The organism is Nonomuraea aridisoli (assembly GCF_003236395.1).
GTDB lineage: Bacteria > Actinomycetota > Actinomycetes > Streptosporangiales > Streptosporangiaceae > Nonomuraea > Nonomuraea aridisoli.
This window is the reverse complement of record NZ_POUD01000192.1, coordinates 1-17,985: the sequence shown is the minus strand read 5'-3', so window position 1 is coordinate 17,985 and position 17,985 is coordinate 1. Positions and strand designations below refer to the sequence as shown.

At 73.4% G+C, this 17,985-nt stretch carries 20 protein-coding genes; 9 read left to right on the top strand and 11 right to left on the bottom strand.

Going from position 1 to position 17,985, the window contains the following annotated elements:
* Together C1J01_RS33420 and C1J01_RS33415 are read right to left on the bottom strand one after the other, a co-directional pair.
* The coding region (locus C1J01_RS33420; RefSeq protein WP_146615819.1) for a hypothetical protein at positions 1-180 on the bottom strand (180 nt) is incomplete at its 3' end.
* A complete protein-coding gene (locus C1J01_RS33415; RefSeq protein WP_111182958.1) occupies positions 173-778 on the bottom strand; it encodes an RNA polymerase sigma factor in 606 nt (201 codons plus the stop codon). The genes C1J01_RS33420 and C1J01_RS33415, both read right to left, overlap by 8 nt.
* Positions 779-887: 109 nt before the next feature.
* Here C1J01_RS33415 and C1J01_RS33410 point away from each other — a divergent pair, with 109 nt between their 5' ends.
* On the top strand, positions 888-1,985 hold the full coding sequence (locus tag C1J01_RS33410) for a sialidase family protein (RefSeq protein ID WP_111182957.1): 1,098 nt from the start codon (positions 888-890) through the stop codon (positions 1,983-1,985).
* On the opposite strand, the gene C1J01_RS33405 is transcribed toward C1J01_RS33410, so the two are convergent.
* On the bottom strand, positions 1,978-3,501 hold the full coding sequence (locus C1J01_RS33405) for an IucA/IucC family protein (protein WP_111182956.1): 1,524 nt from the start codon (positions 3,499-3,501) through the stop codon (positions 1,978-1,980). The two genes, C1J01_RS33410 and C1J01_RS33405, sit on opposite strands and share 8 nt — an antisense overlap.
* A gap of 58 nt (positions 3,502-3,559) precedes the next feature.
* Between C1J01_RS33405 and C1J01_RS33400 the strand changes: the two genes are divergently transcribed.
* Positions 3,560-5,116 carry an IucA/IucC family C-terminal-domain containing protein gene (locus C1J01_RS33400; RefSeq protein ID WP_111182955.1) on the top strand — a complete coding sequence of 519 codons (1,557 nt, stop codon included), beginning with the start codon at positions 3,560-3,562 and terminating at the stop codon, positions 5,114-5,116.
* Here C1J01_RS33400 and C1J01_RS33395 read toward each other — a convergent pair.
* Positions 5,102-5,575, bottom strand: coding sequence for a DUF6789 family protein (locus tag C1J01_RS33395; RefSeq protein ID WP_235854838.1), 474 nt, complete (start codon positions 5,573-5,575; stop codon positions 5,102-5,104). The genes C1J01_RS33400 and C1J01_RS33395 overlap by 15 nt on opposite strands.
* Positions 5,576-5,610: 35 nt before the next feature.
* Positions 5,611-7,029, bottom strand: a complete 1,419-nt coding sequence (gene rfaE2 / locus C1J01_RS33390) for a D-glycero-beta-D-manno-heptose 1-phosphate adenylyltransferase (RefSeq protein WP_111182954.1) — start codon at positions 7,027-7,029, stop codon at positions 5,611-5,613.
* Between the two features lie 84 nt (positions 7,030-7,113).
* Here rfaE2 and C1J01_RS33385 point away from each other — a divergent pair, with 84 nt between their 5' ends.
* From C1J01_RS33385 to C1J01_RS33360, 6 genes are read left to right on the top strand one after another with little or no spacing between them, the layout of a single operon-like run.
* Complete coding sequence (locus C1J01_RS33385) at positions 7,114-8,190, top strand: glycosyltransferase family 9 protein (RefSeq protein WP_111182953.1); 1,077 nt, start codon at positions 7,114-7,116, stop codon at positions 8,188-8,190.
* A complete protein-coding gene (locus tag C1J01_RS33380; protein ID WP_146615818.1) occupies positions 8,187-8,567 on the top strand; it encodes a hypothetical protein in 381 nt (126 codons plus the stop codon). The genes C1J01_RS33385 and C1J01_RS33380 overlap by 4 nt, the downstream gene beginning before the upstream one ends.
* 59 nt (positions 8,568-8,626) lie before the next feature.
* Complete coding sequence (locus C1J01_RS33375; RefSeq protein ID WP_328589698.1) at positions 8,627-9,142, top strand: SigE family RNA polymerase sigma factor; 516 nt, start codon at positions 8,627-8,629, stop codon at positions 9,140-9,142.
* Positions 9,139-10,326, top strand: coding sequence for a hypothetical protein (locus C1J01_RS33370; RefSeq protein WP_111182951.1), 1,188 nt, complete (start codon positions 9,139-9,141; stop codon positions 10,324-10,326). The genes C1J01_RS33375 and C1J01_RS33370 overlap by 4 nt, the downstream gene beginning before the upstream one ends.
* 41 nt (positions 10,327-10,367) lie before the next feature.
* Complete coding sequence (locus tag C1J01_RS33365; RefSeq protein ID WP_111182950.1) at positions 10,368-10,946, top strand: TetR/AcrR family transcriptional regulator; 579 nt, start codon at positions 10,368-10,370, stop codon at positions 10,944-10,946.
* Positions 10,947-10,998: 52 nt separating this feature from the next.
* Entirely contained in the window at positions 10,999-11,727 is a 729-nt protein-coding gene (locus C1J01_RS33360; protein WP_328589697.1) for an SDR family NAD(P)-dependent oxidoreductase, read from the top strand.
* A gap of 1 nt (position 11,728) precedes the next feature.
* On the opposite strand, the gene C1J01_RS50290 is transcribed toward C1J01_RS33360, so the two are convergent.
* The 6 genes from C1J01_RS50290 to C1J01_RS33340 form a co-directional block, all read right to left on the bottom strand.
* Entirely contained in the window at positions 11,729-12,433 is a 705-nt protein-coding gene (locus tag C1J01_RS50290; RefSeq protein ID WP_181449097.1) for a hypothetical protein, read from the bottom strand.
* Positions 12,434-12,444: 11 nt separating this feature from the next.
* A complete protein-coding gene (locus C1J01_RS33350) occupies positions 12,445-13,254 on the bottom strand; it encodes a hypothetical protein (protein ID WP_146615817.1) in 810 nt (269 codons plus the stop codon).
* A gap of 53 nt (positions 13,255-13,307) precedes the next feature.
* Positions 13,308-14,459 (bottom strand): methyltransferase domain-containing protein, encoded by a 1,152-nt coding sequence (locus C1J01_RS33345; protein WP_235854837.1) that lies wholly within the window; start codon positions 14,457-14,459, stop codon positions 13,308-13,310.
* A complete protein-coding gene (locus C1J01_RS50285) occupies positions 14,456-14,593 on the bottom strand; it encodes a hypothetical protein (RefSeq protein ID WP_181449096.1) in 138 nt (45 codons plus the stop codon). Before C1J01_RS50285 ends, C1J01_RS33345 begins: the two co-directional genes overlap by 4 nt.
* 173 nt (positions 14,594-14,766) lie before the next feature.
* On the bottom strand, positions 14,767-15,042 hold the full coding sequence (locus C1J01_RS49265) for a hypothetical protein (RefSeq protein ID WP_146615816.1): 276 nt from the start codon (positions 15,040-15,042) through the stop codon (positions 14,767-14,769).
* Complete coding sequence (locus tag C1J01_RS33340) at positions 15,039-15,431, bottom strand: hypothetical protein (protein ID WP_146615815.1); 393 nt, start codon at positions 15,429-15,431, stop codon at positions 15,039-15,041. The genes C1J01_RS49265 and C1J01_RS33340 overlap by 4 nt, the downstream gene beginning before the upstream one ends.
* Before the next feature lie 289 nt (positions 15,432-15,720).
* Between C1J01_RS33340 and C1J01_RS33335 the strand changes: the two genes are divergently transcribed.
* Positions 15,721-17,853, top strand: coding sequence for an FUSC family protein (locus tag C1J01_RS33335; RefSeq protein ID WP_111182946.1), 2,133 nt, complete (start codon positions 15,721-15,723; stop codon positions 17,851-17,853).
* The last annotated feature ends 132 nt before the right edge of the window (positions 17,854-17,985 follow it).

The window sequence follows — 17,985 nt, the reverse complement described above, 5'->3', positions numbered from 1 at the left end:
GCCCGCGACCACCCGCTTTCCCGGCGCCCACCCACCGGCGTCCCGGACGCCCGGCGTGTCCCGCAGGCGGGTGCGTTCCTCGTCGATCGCCCTCATGAGCAGCGCGCGCCCCCGCGCGGCCGTCTCGGGGGACGGGCCCGGTGCGGCGAGCCGCTCGCGCACCGCGGACAGCTCATCCATCTGCGTCTCCGATCGTGGGGTTGACGTCGCCGAGCACGGCCTTGACCCGCCTGCGCGCCCGGTTGAGCCGGGAGCCGACCGTGCCGACGGGGATGTCCAGGGACTCGGCCACCTCCTCGTAGCTCAGTCCGGCGACCGCCACGAGCAGCAGGACGTCCCTGTCGCCCGCGGAGAGCCCGGCCAGTGCCCCGGCGAGCGGCCCCCGCACGCTCGCGGCGTCCACCCGGGCCGGCACCCGTTCCTCCGGGCCCGCCTCGAAGGCGTCGGCGGATCGCACGCGGCGGAACGCGTCCAGCATCCTGCCGAGGCCCCTGCGGTGCCCGGCGACCAGGTTGGTGGCGATGCCGTACAACCAGGGCCGGACGGCTCCGCGCGCGGCGTCGAACGTCTCCCGCTTGCGGAAGGCGACCAGGAACGTCTCGGCGGCCAGGTCGTCGGCGGCCTCCGCGCCGAGCCGGGCGGCCAGGTAGCGGTAGATCTCCTCGAAGTAGCGGTCGTAGAGGACGGCGAACCGCTCGGGCACGCGTACGGACTCGCCGATGACGAGCACGTCGTCGGCCTCTTTCGGTGGGTCGTCCACCTCGGGAGGAGCGGTCATGCGGTCTGTCCCTTCTGTGGCTCACATCCCTACTCCACCGCTGATCGCATTCGTCTTCACGTACGGCCGGCGTCGGTCTGCGTTCATCTGGGCGTCGTAACGTGCGCGCATGGCGGATCACCCCACATCGGTGCCGTTCCGGAGGGCGACGGACGGCTATCACACGTTCCGGATCCCGGCGGTCGTGATGACCAGGGCGGGCACGGTGCTGGCCTTCGCGGAGGGGCGGCGCGCGTCGGCGTCCGACTCCGGGCACATCGACCTGGTGCTCAGGCGGTCGGCCGACGGCGGCCGGACGTGGGGCGCCCTGGAGGTCGTGGCCACGGAGCCGGACCAGGGCACGGCCGGGAACCCCGCGCCGGTGGTGCTGGACGACGGCAGGATCGTGCTGGTCTACGTACGGCAGGGCCCGGAGGCGACCGAGGAGAAGATCCGCCGCGGACAGGTCACGGCGGCGGCGGGGCGGCGGGTGTTCGTCCAGGTCAGCGAGGACGACGGGGTCACCTGGTCGAAGCAGCGCAACATCACCGGCGACGTGAAGCGGCCCGAGTGGCGCTGGTACGCGACCACGCCCGGTCACGCGGTGGTGCTCCGTGAGGGCCCGCACGCGGGCAGGATCGTGGTCCCCGCCAACCACTCGCTGCCGCCCAGCGGCAAGGACACCGGCACCGAGGCCAGGTACAACGGCGGCCATGCGCTGCTGAGCGACGACGGCGGTGAGACCTGGCGCCTCGGGTACGTCGACGACAACCCCGACGACTACGTCAACGTCAACGAGACCACCGCGACGGAGCTGCCCGGCGGGCGCCTCTACCTCAACACCCGCAACCACGCCACCGCACCGGGCACGCGGGCCGACGCCTACTCCTCCGACGGCGGCGAGACGCTGGAGCTGCCGTTCCGCCCGCAGGCCGGGCTGGTGGGGCCGGTCGTGGAGGGCAGCGTGTTGTGGTGCACGTCGCCGGACGTGCTGCTGTTCTCCGGGCCGGCGGCGCCCGACGCGCGGGCGCTGATGACGGTGCGGGCCAGCGACGACCACGGGGTGACCTGGCGGGTCGCGCACACGGTGTCCGGCCTGCCCGCCGCCTACTCCGACCTGGTACGGCTGGACGCCGACACGGTCGGCCTGCTGTTCGAGACCGGCGACTTCGGGCCGTACGAGAGCATCGCCTTCCGCCGCATCCCGATCGCCGAGCTCGTCAGGTGACGAGCGGGTTCGGCAGGCTGGTCCAGCTGTCGCCGGGCGGGGCGCCGTCCAGCCGGGCGAGCAGGTGGGCCTTGGCCGGCAGGCGCGGCGCGAACAGCGCGGCGCGGTCGGCCCGCACGTCGGGCCTCTGGGGCAGCGCGTCGAACGCCTCGCGGGCGGCGTCGGCGACGAGCCGCCACAGGCGCGCCTCCACCCTCCGGTCGCCCTGCCCGAACAGCGCGACCAGGCCGCCGAACGTCGTGCCGACGAGCGAGCCGTACAGCTTGGCGTGCAGCACCGCCGGGTCGTCGCCGAGCAGCCGGGCGCTGACGGCGGGCGGCTCGACACCGTGGCGGGCCAGCCGCGCCGGGCTGAGCCGGACGTCGGCCAGGTCGCGGTAGATCAGCCGGCACGGCAGGCCGTCGCCGTCGAGCTCGGCCAGCAGGTTCTGCCCGTGCGCCTCCAGAGCCGCGCCGAGCGCCAGCATCCCGAGCGTCCCGGTCATGGCCAGCCGCGCGAACGCGCCCAGCCACGCCTCGGGGTCGGGCGCCGTGGCCCGGGTGACCGCGGCGACGGGCAGCACGTTGCCGGTGACGGGCTCGCGCAGGAGGGCCGACAGGTCGGCGGTGGGCTCGCCGTTCACCAGGGCCGCCGCTCCGGCGAGGTAGCGCGACACCCGCAGCCCGCTCCCGGCCCGCGCCGCGAGGCCGGCGAGCAGGTCCGACAGGGCGACGCAGTCGCGGACGGTGCCGGGTGAGATGTCGCGCACGCCGGAGGTCATCCGCGTGCTGAACGCCGTCTTGACGTGCGGGCCGCCGTCGAGCGGGGCCAGCGTCCGTACGGACATGAGCGGCCGCGCCGGGACGGCGGCCACGGCGTACGGGCGCAACCCCAGACCGGGCAGCACGTGCCGGGTCTGCCACGGGTGGGCGGGCAGCAGCAGCCGGTCGCCGTCCCGGAACGGCCACGGCCCCCTGACCAGGCACTCCCCGGCCGGCAGCGCCACCAGGTCGAGGGCGACCGTGGGCCGGTGCTCCGGCATGTACGCCAGCTGCTCCGCCACCGAGACCCCGGGCCGGTTGCGGCACCCCGGATGGTACGGATGTCCGTCGACCACGCTCTGCTCGTGGTCTTCGAGGGTCTTGGCGGCGTACGGGGGCGGGGCCGCGGCGCGGGAGAGCGCCAGCGAGGCGACGCTGTCGTCCAGGTCCTCGACCAGCCGATCGGCGCTGGGCAGGCCGAGGGCGGTGAGCAGCTCGGCCGGGTGCGCGTGCGGGCGGCCGTCCAGCCGGAGCGCGGGCTCCTCCCCGAGGTCGTGCGGCCGCCGGGGCGCGCCCGTCAGCAGGCGCCCGCCGGCCGTCGTGACGACGCCGGGGCCGGTCACCGTCAGGCCGGGCAGCGGCTCGTGGAGCAGCCCGCGCCACAGCCGGCCCAGCACGGCGGCCCGCGCGCCGGGCAGCGCCTCGGCGTACCGGGCGGACAGGCCGGGACGTATGCGGGCCAGCTCGGCCGCGAATGCCTCCTCCACCGGCCGCATATTTCCCACCTTTTCCGGCAACATGCCTGCTAGCTACCCACGGGGGGAGTAGCTCGCCATGGCATCCACCGACGATCTCGTGCCCGGCCCGGAGCACCACGCGGACGCGCTCGCGCAGACGGCGCTGCTCAACTGCCTGATCCGCGAGGTGGCCCGGCCCGCCGAGGCCGGTGGATTCCTGCTGCCCGCGACCGGCCGCGTGGTGAGCGTCGCGGGCACGCGCCACCCCGTCCGGCCCGCTCTGCGCACCCCCGACGGCCTGCGCCCGCTCACCCTGGACGAGCTCATCGCGATCACGGCCGAGGAACTGCGCGCGGCCACGGGGGCCGGCAACCGGGCGCTGGCCGCCGAGATCCGGCACAGCAGGGACGTCACGGCCGCGCTGCTGGCCGCCCGGCGGACCGCGACGCCGCCGGCGGATCCGTACCTGCGCTCGGAGCAGGCGCTGCTCGCCGGGCACCGCTTCCACCCGGCGCCCAAGGCCCGCGGGGGAGCGGGGCCCGAGGAGTGGCTGGCGTATTCGCCGGAGGCGTACGCGAGCTTCCGGCTGCCGCTGCTCGGCGTCCCCATGGAGGACCTGGTCGAGGTGGGGGACGCCGGCGGGCTGGAGCGGCTCGGCGGGACGGCGGACGGCGGCCTGGTCCCGCTGCCCGCCCATCCCTGGCAGGTGCGGCTGCTCGGCGGCGTGCGGCACCTGCGCCGGCTGGGCGTCACGGAGGCCGTGGCGGTGCCAACGTCGTCCGTCCGGACGGTGTACCTGCCGGAGGCCGACCTGTTCTGCAAGTTCAGCCTCGACGTGCGGATCACGAACGACGTGCGCCGGTTGTGGCTGCACGACCTGCGCCGGCTGCCGATGGTCGCCGCCCTGGTGGACCGGGCCTTCGACGGCCTGCCCGAGCACGTGCCGCGCCCGGCCGTGCTGCGCGACCGCGGCTACCGCAGCGCCCGCCTCGGCACCGACGGCGGGGAGGGGCTCGCAGTGATCGTCCGTGACGGTCTCCGCGCGCACCTGCGCCCGGGGCTGACCGCGCTGCTCGCGGCCGGGATAGGCGAGGGCTTCGCCGGCAACCCGCTCGACGGCCTCGACGAGGACCGTGCGCTGCTGTGGTGGGAGCGCTACCTGGAGCACGTGGTGCCGCCGATCCTGCACGCGTACCTGCGGCACGGCGTCGTGCTGGAATGCCACCTGCAGAACGTGCTCGTCGGCGTGGACGCGGGCGGCATGCCCGCGCAGGCCCTCTTCCGCGATCACGAGGGCGTCAAGCTCGTCGCCGAACGGCACCCGGGGCCGGCGGCGCCCGTGCTGAGCGGCGCCCGGGCGTGGCAGCGGCTGGTCTACTGCCTGGTCACCAACAACCTGTGCCAGATCGCGGGCGCGGTCGCGGAGCGCCATCCGCAACTGACCGACGAACTGTGGGCGCGGGCCAGGGCCGTGTTCAGCGCCGCCGCGAAGGACCACGGCGACCCGGCGGAGCTGCGCGAACTCCTGGCCGCCACGCACATCCCGGCCAAGGCCAACCTGCTGCTGCGCTGGCTGGAGGCCGACGGCGCGGCCATGCGCTGGGTGCCCGTCCCCAATCCGCTGCGGCCCTTCGAGGGCTCAGCGCTTCTGTGAGCGCATGGAGGACGACGCCACCACGGCGCCGTAGAGCAGGTGGTCGGCCAGCAGCGCCAGCCGCTCGGCGGCGGTGTTGCCCTTGCGCGGCAGACCGAGCGCGGGCGCGATGGCGGTCTCGAACGCGGCCCAGGCCAGCACACCGTAGACGGGGCCCGCCCACCGGCGTTCGCGCACCTTGCGCGGCAGCAGGCCGAAGGCGGCGCCGCCGGTGGAGCCGTACATCCAGTGGACGAGCTCCACCACGGCGGGGCGGCGCTCGACCGGGACGCGGGAGAAGGCCTTGGGCGCGGTCTTCTCCAGCACCGACTCCGGCGGCGTCTTCGGCACCAGTCCGAGCGCCGTGGTGAGCCGCCGCATGCCCGACATCGCCATGGACGCGACCACGCCGCCGGCGGCGGCGCGTACGAGAGGCGAGCCTTCGCGGCGGCCGGCGGGCTCCTTGTACTGGTGTGCCATGCGGTGCCGCTTACCGGACGGCACCGCGGTAAACCTCACGGCAGCGCGCGCATCCGGCCGATGATCGCGGTGGTCGAGCGGTCCGGCACGTAGCCGAGCACCCGCACCTCGCCGCCCAGCGCGCGCACCAGCGGCGCCTCCGGCAACATCTCGGGGGTGTAGTCGCCGCCCTTGACGTAGATCTCCGGGCGGATCATCCGCAGCAGCCGCTCGGGCGTGTCCTCGTCGAACTCGGTCACGTAGTCCACGTCGTTCAGCGCCGCGAGCACCGACATCCGGTCCTCGCACGGGTTCACCGGCCGGCCCGGGCCCTTCAGCCGGGCCACGCTCACGTCGCTGTTGACGGCCACCACCAGCACGTCGCCCAGCCGCGCCGCCTCCTCCAGGTACGTCACGTGGCCCCGGTGCAGCACGTCGAAGCAGCCGTTGGTGAACACCACCCGCTCGCCCCTGCGCCGGTGCGCGTCGAGCAGCTGCGCGAGCCGCTCGGGCGTCTGCACCGTGCCCTCGTGACGGCGCAGGGCGCGCAGCAGCTCGTACCGGGTGCAGATCGCGGTGCCGGGGCGGCGCACCACGACGCCGGCCGCCGCCTGGCCCGCCTCCGCGGCCTCCTCCGGCGTCGCGCCGCCCGCCAGCCAGAGCGCGAACGCCGCCGTGTAGGTGTCGCCCGCGCCCGTGGCCATGTGCTGCGGCGCCGGCTCGGCGTAGGTCCGGTACGGCGGATGGCCGGGCCGGTGCAGCAGCGTTCCCTCGCCGTCGAGGGTGGTCACCACCATCCCGGCCCCGGTCAGCTCCAGCAGCCGCCCGGAACGGGCCATCAGGTACGCGGGGCGGTCGTCGGTGTCGCCGCCGTCGCCGTCGAGCAGGCGTACGACCTCGGTGTAGTTGGGCAGCACCGCGGCCGGCGCGCACTCGCGCCACGGCGCCACCGCGTGGGCGTCCACCACCACCAGCGGCGCCCCGGTCAGCGCCCGGCGCACGGCGGGCGTGCAGACCCCGCCGCCGTAGTCGCAGGCGACCACCACGTCGGCGCCCGCCACGGCGTCGGCGATCCGCCGCAGCAGCTCCCGCTCGGCCGTCTCCGGCAGCGCGCCGCGGTCCTCCTCGTCGTAGCGCGCGGTGAGCTGGCCGCTGGTGACCAGCCGCCGTTTGTGCGCCGTACGCCGTCCGGGCACGGTCACCAGGTCGACCTGGACGCCCAGCAGGCGCAGCGCCTGCACCAGCTTCTCGCCGCACTCGTCGTCACCCACGACCCCGACCAGCCGGACCCGGGCCCCGAGCGCCACCAGGTTCGCCGCGGTGTTGGCGGCGCCGCCCGGGGCGTCCTCGGTCACCTCCAGGCTCATCACGGGCACCGGCGCCTCCTGGGCGAGACGCTTGGCCGGGCCGCGCAGCCATGAGTCGAGCATGACGTCGCCGATGACCACGGCGCTGATGATCTTGTCTGTGCCCATGAGAAGCGAGTACCGGAGAAAGACCTGATCAAACCAGTTTTGTGGAAGTTATGGTGGCCGGGTTCCCGGGTAGCAGAACCCGCTATGTCAGGACTTGAGGCGGCCGGGGGACTGGTCGGCGGGGTGCGCAGGATCGCGGTGCTGCGGGCCAACGCGATCGGCGACTACCTGCTGTCCGTCCCCGCGCTGGACGCCGTCAAGCGGGCCTACCCGGGCGCGCGCCTGACGCTGCTCGGCACCGACTGGCACGCCGCGTTCCTGACCGGGCGGCCGGGGCCGGTGGACGACGTGGTGGCGCTGCCGCCGGTCACCGGCGTCTCCACGTCGGAGCCGGGACATCCGGCGCCCGCCGGGCTCGTGGAGGCGCTGCGCGAGCGCGGGTTCGACCTGGCCGTGCAGATCCACGGCGGCGGACGCTACTCCAACCCGTTCGTACGCGGCCTGGGCGCCAAGGTGACCGCCGGGTTGCGGGCGCCGGGGGCCGAAGAGCTCGACCGCTGGGTGCCGTACACGGACTACCACCACGAGACACTGCGTTTCCTCCAGGTCGCCGCGCTCGTCGGCGGGGTCGCGGACGGGCTGGAGGCCCGGATCGCCGTCACCGACGCCGACCGGGCCGAGGCGGCGGGCGTCCTCGGCGACCTGCCCGCGGGGCTCGTCGCCGTGCATCCGGGCGCGAACGACCCCAGGCGGCGCTGGCCGGTGGAGCGCTTCGCCGAGGTGGCCGACCTGACCGGCCGCCCCGTGGTCGTAACCGGGCGGCAGAAGGAGAAGGACCTGGTGATGGGCGTGGTCGAGGCGATGCGCCGGCCCGCAATGCCGGTCGTGGGCACGCTCGGCCTCGGCGGCCTGGCCGCGCTGTACGAGCGGTGCGACCTGCTGATCGCCAACGACACAGGGCCGCGGCACCTCGCCGCGGCCGTCGGCACGCCCACCGTGGCCGTGTACTGGTGCGGCAACCTGGTCACCTACGGCCCGCTCAGCAGGACGGCGCACCGGCCGCTGACGTCGTGGACCACGGCCTGCCCGCGCTGCGGAGCCCGCGGCGTGGAGCCGGGCGCCGTGCGCTGCGCCCACGAGGAGTCGTGGGTGCGCGACGTGTCGGTGGAGATGGTGGCAGAGCAGGCCCTGGACCTGCTCACCGGACCCTTGGGGGGATGACGATGACCGACCGAGCCGTGATCGACCAACTGCAGCAGGCCATCGAGGAGGCCTTCAGCGGACGCGACCGGGTGGCGATGCGGGAGGTGTACGCGCACGCGTCCGAGCACGTGAACCTGCCGGCCGACCTGCTCGCGCACCTCAACGAGCTGCCCGAGGGCGCCTACAGCAGGCCCGAGGTGATCGAGGCGATCAACGAGGTGATCGTGCGGCGGGGCGAGCAGGAGAGCCTCGGGCTGCTGCGGGTGCCGCGCCAGGCGGGGCCCGTGGAGGAGAGGCCCGAGGCCGAACGGGCGGCGCGGGACGAGGCCCCGCTCGAACAGCTCAACCCGGCCTCGCTCCCGCCGGAGGACGAGGATCCCGACATCATGCGGTGAAGGGTCGCATAGCAGGGGGCGTCGCCGGCGTCTGAAAGGGTGACGTCGATCCCCTGGAGGTGACCGTGGACGCCGCGGACGAGCAACGGTTCCGCGAGTTCGTGGCCGCGCGTTCCCCCGCGCTCATGCGGCTCGGATTCCTGCTCACCGGCGGTGACCAGCACGCGGCCGAGGACCTGGTGCAGACCGCCCTGGCCCGGCTGGCGGGCCGGTGGCGGCGCGTGGAGGCGCCCGAGGCGTACGCGAGGCAGATCATGTACCGCCAGCAGGTCAGCTGGTGGCGGACGAGCGTGCGCCGCGGCGAGGTGGTCCAGGCGAGCCCGCCCGAGCAGGCCGAACGCGACGCGCACCACCAGAGCGAGCTGCGCATGGTGCTGCGCGCCGCCCTCGCCCGGCTCACCGCCCGGCAGCGCGCGGTGCTGGTGCTGCGGTATTTCGAGGACCTGCCGGAGAAGGAGATCGCCGGCGTGCTGGGCTGCTCCGTCGGCACGGTCAGGAGCACCGCGCACCGGTCGCTCGCCCGGCTGCGCGAGGTCGCCCCCGAACTGGCACGCGAACTGGAGGTGGCCAGGTGACCCGCCTGCTGCGCGACACGCTGGAGGAATGGGCCGGGGAGGCCCAGGTGCCGCACGACCTGGCCGACCGGGCGCTACGGAGGCGCGTCTGGAAGCCCGTGGGAGCCGCGGTGCTGGCGGCGGCCATGGTCGCCGCGATCGCCGTGTTCGTCACCGGTCAGCGCGAGCCCGAGCCGGTCGTGCGCCCGGCCACCGGCATCACGCTGCCGGCGCGGCCGTCGCCCGCGCCGGCGGACGTGCGCACCGACACCGAGCACAGCCCGCCGGCCAGGCTCATCGCCGCCGGGCGCCTGGCCGTCTCGGCGTACTACGTGTACCGGCCGGCGAAGAGCGGGCAGCGCCTCCTGCGGACCTGGTCCCTGTACGACCCGCGAACCGGCGGCTACGAGGAGACGCCGTACGCGTGGGTGGACGTCGCGCCCGGGCTGCAGGTCGCGGCCGTGCTGGAGGGCGACGGGCTCGGCAGGCGGGTGGGCGTGCTCGACATGAACACCCGCGAGATGCTCACATGGATCGACCTGGAGCACCCCGTCGGCTCCGTCGTCTGGTCGCCGGACGGCACCAAGATCCTCGCCACCGCCTACTCCAGCTACCCGGAGATCATGGAGGGCGAGGGCGACCAGGCGCACCAGCGCTTCGGTGTGAACCCGCGCACCGGCTACTACATCATCGACGTGCCGGGCGGCACGGCCGGCTACCACGAGCTGCCGCCGCTGCCCGGCTTCGAGAGCTCGGCCCGCATCACCGGCAACCCGCGCCAGGACCTCGGCTGGAGCCTGGACGGCAGCCTGCTCTGGTCACCGACGAGGACCCGGCCGGACCGGCTGTTCTACACCCTCGACGGCGAGCCGGCGCAGGCGCCGGCAGGAGAGCACTACGTCGGCTACTCGCGCCACTCCGCCCTCTCCCCGGACGGCCGCCTCCTGCTCGGCCCGGACGGGCTGCCCACCGAGATCACCGATGCCGCGACCGGCGAGATCGCCGGCCGCCAGAACGTGCTGCAACTGCACGCCTGGGCCGACGACGACAACGTCATCGCGCTCGGCTGCGCGGGCTCGTGCGGCAACGAGTTCGACAACGGCCTCGTCCTGGTGAGCGTGGACGGCGAGCGGATGACCCAGCTCGGACGAAACCGCGACAGCAACAAGGAGGGCACCTGGAGATGGGTCCTGACTCCGCGCTAAATTTTTGACCGATCGTTCTCGATAGTGTTAGCGTCTGCGGCGTGGCAAGGACCAAGGAGTTCGATCCCGACACCGCGCTGCAGCAGGCGCTGGAGCTGTTCTGGGAGCGCGGGTACGAAGCGACCTCGATGGCCGACCTCGTGGAGCGGCTCGGGATCGCGCGGGCCAGCATCTACGCGACCTTCGGCGGCAAGCGCGAGCTCTACCTGAAGGCGCTGGAGCGTTACATCGAGCAGTCCGACGTCGTGGAGCCGCTGTCCCAGCCGGGGCCCGCGCTGCCCGCGATCCGCGCCTTCCTCGACGCCTACGTCGCCGAATGCCTGGCCGACGAGTTGCGGCGGGGCTGCATGGTGGTCAACACGGCGGTGGAGTTCGGCTCGCGCGACCCGGTCGTGTCGCGCAAGATCGTGGCGAGCTGGGCCGAGATGGAGGCCGTGCTGGCCGGGGCCCTGGTCAGGGCGCGCGCCCAGGGAGAGATCCCGGTGGGCAAGGACCCGCACGCGCTGGCCAGGTTCCTGCTCGTGCTGGTGCAGGGCGTACGCGTGCTCGGCCGCGCCGACCCCGACCCGCGCCGGCTGCGCGACGCCGTGGACCAGGCCATGAACGCCGTCCAAATATGAGAACGATTGGTATGGAATGATGACAGGTCGTTTTGCCGGCAAGGTCGCCTTGGTGACGGGCGCGAGCGGGGTCGTGGGCCGGGCGGCGGCGCTCGCGTACGCAAGGGAGGGGGCCGCCGTGCTCGTCGCCGGGCGTGACGCCGCGCGGCTGGCCGAGGTGGTGAAGCTGATCGAGGAGGGCGGCGGCAAGGCGAGCGCGTTCACCGTCGACGTCACCAGCTCGGCCGACGTGGCCGCCATGGTGACGGCCGCCGTCACCCGCCACGGCCGGCTCGACGTCGCGCTCAACGCCGCCGGGATCTTCGGCAAGCTCGCGCCGCTGGCCGACTACGACGAGGACACCTGGGACGACGTGCTCGCCGTCAACCTCACGGGCGTCTACCTGTCGATGAAGCACGAGATCGCCCACATGCGGGCCCACGGCGGCGGCACGATCGTCAACGTGGCCTCCAACATGGGCGCGCACTGGCGCCTGGCCGGGGCGAGCGCGTACGCCGCCTCGAAGGCCGCCGTGAGCTACCTGACCCGGGCGGCGGCGCGCGACCACATCGCCGACGGCGTCCGCGTCAACGCCATCAGCCCCGGCCCGATCGACTCGCCCATTTCGACGCGCCCCGGCGAGACCCGCGCCGAGCGGGACGAACGCATGAAGACCGGCCTGCCGATCGGCCGCGTGGCCGCCCCCGAGGAGATCGCCGCGGCGGCGCTGTGGTTGTCGTCGCCGGAGTCGAGCTTCGTCGTCGGCGCCGACCACGTCGTGGACGGCGGCGCCACCGCCTGACTCACCGGCGCAGGCCCGTCAGCCAGATCCCGAGCGTCCGCCGGGGCAGCAGGTAGAGGATGATCACCAGGAGGACGAGCAGCTGTTCGGGCGGGTACACGAGGCCGGGGAACGTCAGCCCCGCCAGGAGGCCGGACTCCCAGGAGACCCCAGGGAGCAGCAGACGGATCGTGACGACCATCCAGTAGTCGATCAGGATCGCCGCCGTCCAGCGCGCGGCCCGGCCCGCCGGACGGGGGTCCGGCTCCGGCCGCCCACGGGTGGCGAGCAGCACGAGGACGGCGGCCACCAGCAGGGCCAGGACCGTGCTGTCGGTGCTCGCCCGATCGACCACCTCCACGAACCACTGACCGCTGAACAGCGGGACGAAGGCGCAGGCGTCGGAGTCGAAGTACATCGCGACGAGGGGGCCGGCCACCGCGGTCGCCGCGAGGACCGCCGCCGCCCGCCGCCCGGCCACCGCCGACCGCCAGTGTCCCAACGCCACCAGCACGACCACCGCCGGCACGGCCCAGGTCACCCCCAGCCCCACCAGCATGTCGGCATCCGCGCGGAGAGGTAGGACGAGCGGCTGCCACATGTTCGCGTCCGGGAAGTACGAGCCGACGCAGAAGAACGCCCTGCGCTCCCCGACGTACGGCCTCCAGTGCTCCCACGTCGGGTAGGCGGCGGCGCATAACGCGCCCAGCCAAGCCGTCAACGTCAACCGGGTCAAGATCACTCGCCACCTTGTCCATCGTGCTGTCCGAGGGCCGACGGCCGGCGACGCAGCCCCATGAGCCGGATCCCCAGTGTGCGCCCGGACAGGACGTAGCCGATCACCAGAGCCGCGAGGAGCAGCCGGCTCGGGTCGTCGACGAATCCGGAGAGCCGGAAATAGGCCAGGAGGCCCGGGGGTCCGATGACGTACAAGCCGCCTTTCGTCAGGCCGACGGCGACGGAGACGAGCACGGTGACCAGCCAGTAGTCGATGAGCGCCCCCAGCGCCCTGCGCGCCACCAGGGAGGCCGTCGGGCGCGAGCGGCGGTCGCGTTCCGGGCCCGGGACCTGCGTCACGAGCAGCACCAGCACGGCGGCCGACAGCAGGGCCACCGTCGTGGTCTCCCCCATACGATCGGCCACGTCCGCCCACCACCGCACGTCCAGCGGGGCGAAGTCGACTGCGCTCGCGGCCGGCGGGTCGAGCGGCACGAGCACCGCGACCAGCGTGAGCACCGCCGCCGCCCGCCGCCCGGCCACCGCCGACCGCCGCCGCGCCGCGAGCACCAGCACGCCCAGCGCGAGGAGCCCCCAGTCCAGCGCGAACTCCACGACCGTGTGGACGTCCGCGAGAAGCGACCGCAGGAGGGACCACTCGTAGACGTCCTGCCAGGTGAAGTCGTGCAAGGAGAACAGCCGGACCTGTCCGTAGATCACCCAGCCCGACCCGGTGTCCGGGGGGAAGAGATAGCAGCGCCACCGATCCCAGGTCGGGTAGGCCGCGGCGGCGAACGCGGCCACCCACACCGGCAGAACTGCTCGGGACAAGATCGACTCCGTTTTCGCGCGACGTTATCCCACTTATCCACTTATCCGATACGTCAGCCCACGATGCGGTCGGGAGAGTCGAGCCAGACGCGCTGACCGTGGGGGCCGACCGTCATGCCGAAGCGGTCACGGCCCGGACGGCCCCAGCTCACCCACAGGAAGTAGGCGTTCAGGACCTCGTCCCAGACGGGCCGGTGGCCGACCTGGTAGACGTCGTACTCCACGCTGTTCGGCCGCCAGACCGCCGTCGCCCACGAGTGCGGGTCGTGCGGGTCGCAGATCCACAGCTTGAAGAGCTCGCCGTGCTCGTCCGTCGCGCTGCAGTGGCTGGCTTCCAGGCCGGTCATCGCCGCCATGGCCAGGTCGGCGCCGGCCGGTGCGTACGCGATCGTGCGCGGGTCGACGCGGGTCCGCAGCCGGTGCCGCTCCTCCGGCCCGCGCGGGTCGAGCGGGGCGACGGGCCGCTGCGAACGCATCATCATGTACGACGCGAAGCCGGGGAAGCGCCCGACGGCCGTCCCGTCCGGGAGGACGACGAGCCGCAGCGAGTGGTTGCCGCCGAAGTTGGGACAGTACGGCAACACGATCACCGCGCCGGGCCGGCACTGCTCGATCCACGTGTACGGCACGGCCCGGATCCCGCAGCTGACGTGCACCCGGTCGTACGGCGCACCCGGCGGCCACCCGAGAGCGCCGTCGCCGACGATCAGGGTCACGGCGACGCCCGCGTCGGCGAGGTTCTTCGCGGCCTGCTCCGCGACGGCCGGGTCGATCTCGATCGAGGTGACCTCTCCGCGACCGCCGACCAGATGGGAGAGCAGCGCGCCGGTCCAGCCCGTCCCGGTGGCTATCTCGAGCACGCGGTTGCCGGGCTCGGGATCGAGCAGGTTGAGCAGGTCGGCCACCGTGCTCGGAGCCGATCCCGAGGACGTGTAGTCACCGTTGAGCTCGCGCAGCGGGGTGGCGCCGTCGCTGAGCTGGGTCACGATGGCGGTATTGGAGTAGACGGCCTGCCACCAGCCGCCGGGGTCGGCGTCGCGGTCGATCAGGTACGGGCGGGACCTGACCGGCGCGACGAGGCCGACCGGCGGGATGAAGTGGTGACGGGGGACCGCGCGGATCGCCTTCTCGACCGCGTTCGCGATCTCGCCGGAAGGGTCGATCGTGGCCATCAGGCCGTCCATGCGGGCGGCGAGATCGGTCACTTGTCGCCGTCCTTGCCCTTGTCGCCGTGCTTGCCGGAACCCGTCTCGTTGTGATCGCCGGTGGAAGGGACGCCGTGCTTCTTGGGGTCGAAGTCCTCGACCTTCGGGCTCTCGGCTTCCTCGTGACGGCCCATGGCTCCTCCTTCTTGTCTGGATGGCTGGGATACTACGTCTAGTAGACGTATCTCGTCAGCGAAAAAGGAAACCCCGCACACGTCACGCGACGCGTACGGGCCCGGTCGCCCTCAGCTACGGTCGTACGGTTGTCAGGGTCGCCTTCACCATGGGCGCGAATCTACGTCCGAGATCACGGCCGGTGGCCGAACAGTTCCGAGAGGCACTTCGTGCCGAAGGCGCTTTGCGCCAATCGGACCTCGGTTGCGGCGGCGAACGTGAGAGCCGGAATGCCGTGCAGTGCGCCGGCCTGGACGACGCGATCTACTCCCGCATCCGCGAGAGGTGACACGGTGCGTAGTGTCCCGTCAAGCGCTACGGACCCGGTTTGACCGGCGTGGACGATCAGATTTCGCTGTCGATACAGCCGGCGGAAAGAGTCTTCAAGTTGGCTGACGATGCGGGTCAAGGTCGCGTTCGGATGAGCGAGCAGTGCTCGGATGCGGGTGAGAGCGAGCTGTGCTCCGGCCGGCTCTCCTGCAGCAGAAGGCGCAGCGCGAACCAGTCATGACCGTCCACCTGCATGGTTCTGTTGACATGCTTGATCAGCTGGCCGCGTTCGGGGGGAGAGCCCATCCCGGGATCACGCTGGATTCTCCTCGCCGGCACATCGCCCAGATATTTCACGGAAGGCTCGGCGAGCGCCCCCGTGGCCCGGACGCTCACGGCTTCAAGGAGCTCGGACAATTCGAGCACGGTCCCCAGTCGCCACAGCCTCCGATGCCAGGGAGTCGCAGCAGACGCGAAGCCGAGCATCCGGTGTGCGGTGTGATGATCCTTTTGATTGTCAACGAGCATGGCGTCAGGTGGTCCCCATGGCACACGGGAGGAAGTCGCTTCGGCCGCTTCCTCCCTTTTTCGTGTGCAGTGTGCCGCGACATGCCCCGGCCCCGGCGTACGGTGAGCAGCAGATTACGGCGGCGTGGAAGCGTACGGAGGATGGTGTCGCGGCGGTCGTCGGGGACGGGGCCGGCCGCACCACCGGCACCGGTGCACTCGAGCACCTCTGACGTCCGCGTAGGCGGTGAACGGGCTGGGTAGGGCGGCATGGGACGAGCCGTTTCAGCCGATGAACGCACCACGACCAGTGACCGACCATCAGCATCGAGCCCCGTTCGGCGACGGGCGCTCGGCCTGGGGCAACCTCCGCCGGATCCAGTGGCGTGAGCTGCTGCGGGTGGGCCCGTTCCACTGGAGCGACGTCACGCTCCAGCGCGCGCTCCGGGTGGGCGTGGGGACGATGTTGCCGCTGGCCGTCGGCGCGGCGGCCGGGCATCTGGATTACGGCGCGTTCATGTCGCTGGGAGCGCTGCCCGCCGGGTTCGCGTCCTTCCAGGGCGTCACCCGCACCCGGGTGGCGGTGGTCGCGGCGGCCACCGCCGGCATGGCCGTGTCCACCTTCGTGGGGGCGACCACCGTGGCGGCCGCCCCCTGGTTGCTGGTGCCCGTCGTCATGCTCTGGGGCTACGTCACCGGGCTGGCGGTCTGTCTCGGCCGGCGGATGAGCGTCGCGGTGCTCCAGTGGGCCACCGCCCTGATGGTCGGGGTCGGCTTGCCGATGGAGCCGTCGGAGGCCGCGTTGCGGGCCGCTCTGGTGGTGGCCGGCGGGCTGTTCCAGGGAGCGCTGGTCGCCCTGTCGTGGCTGCTGCGGCCGGGCGCCGCCGAGCGGGCCGCGCTGGCCGAGTCGTACCGGAGTCTGGCCGACTACGCCGCCGGGCTGGCCGCCGGGGGATCCGACCCGCCGCCGTCGGACGCCTTCCCCGCCGCGGCCGTGCTCGCCGACCCCAACCCGCTGTTGCCGCACCCCGTCCGGCTGGCCTTCCTCGACCTGCTCGAACAGGCGGAACGGATCCGCGCCTCGCTCGCGGCCTTCGCCGAGCACGCGGCCGACGAACCCGCCGAGCCGGTCCGCGACTTCGCCACCGCCGTGACGCGGGCGCTCGACGCCGTCGCGGACGCGCTGAGCGCCCGGCGCGGCGACCGCGCGGAACGGGTACGCGTGCTGGACGGGCTGCTTCCCCAGCCTGCCGTCCCGCCCGACACGCGCTGGGAATGGACCGCGGAGAGCGTGCTCGGACTGCTGCGCGCCGTCACCGGCATCCTGGCCCGGCTCCACGGCGTGCCCGTGCGGACGGGGGCGGCCGGCGTGCCCTCCGGGCAGCCCACGATGCCGGTGGGGCAGGAGGCGATCACCTGGACCGCGCTCGCGTTGCGCGCGAACCTGACCCCGACCGGTGAGACCGGCCGCCACGCCATCCGCGTCGCGGTGGCCGCCGGGCTGGCGGAGCTCATGGTGCAGACCACGGGCCTGTTCGAAGGCCGCTGGGTGGTGCTGACGATCTTCCTGGTGCTCAAACCCGACTTCGCCTCGACGGCGGAACGCAGCGTGCAGCGGGCCGTGGGCACGGCCGCCGGGGCCTTTCTCGGCGCGGTGCTGGCCGGCCTGGTGCACCCGCACCCCGTCGGCCTGATCATCGGGGCCACCGTGTTCGTCACGGTCGGCTACGCCGTGTTCAACGTCAGCTACCTGCTGTTCAGCACATCCCTCACCGTCTATCTGGTGATTTTGCTGGACATCCTCGGCACCCCGGGGGCCACCGCCGCCACCGAGCGCCTGGCGGACACGGTCATCGGCTCGGCCATCGCGCTCGTCGCGTACGCGTTGTGGCCGAGCGGTGAGGTGCTCAGCGCGCAGGAGACCTTCGCCCGCCTCGTCACGGCGCACGGCCGGTACACGACGTCCCTGCTGCGCCAGTACGCGAACCCCGAGGAGGTCGATCCCGCGGCGCTGCGTACCCTCCAGGCCGAGGCCCGCAGGGCCCGGACGGAAGCGGAGGCGTCCGCCGCCCGCTTGGCCGAGGAGCCGCCGCAGCCCGCGATGACGCCGGCCGTCGCGCAGACCCTGGTCGCCGCGGTGACCCGGCTCGCCCACACCGAGCTCTCGTTGCACACCCTCGTCCTGGAGCAGTCCGCCGTCGTCCGGGCCGACGCGCGGCCCCGGCTGGACGCGCTGACCGCCGCGCTCGCCACGACCGCGGACGCGCTCGCCGAGGCGATCCGAACGTCGCGGGAGCCCGCCGGACTGCCGCCGCTGCGCCGGCTCCAGGCGGCCCTGCGTACGCCGCCGTCCCCGCTCGACCCTCGCTACGTGGCGCTCACCGACAGCTTGGTCGACGCCTTCGACACGCTCGCCGCCGTCCTCACCCAGACCCGGACGTGACCGCCTGCGCGGGCTGAGGTCCTTCAGGGAGGAAGAGCGAATGGCCGAGGTCCTCGAGAGGAAGGCAGGGTGAGTGGCTGGTGCCCTTCCTGGGAGGGACGGTGGCGTGACCGGGGTCCTTTTTTTTTGGGG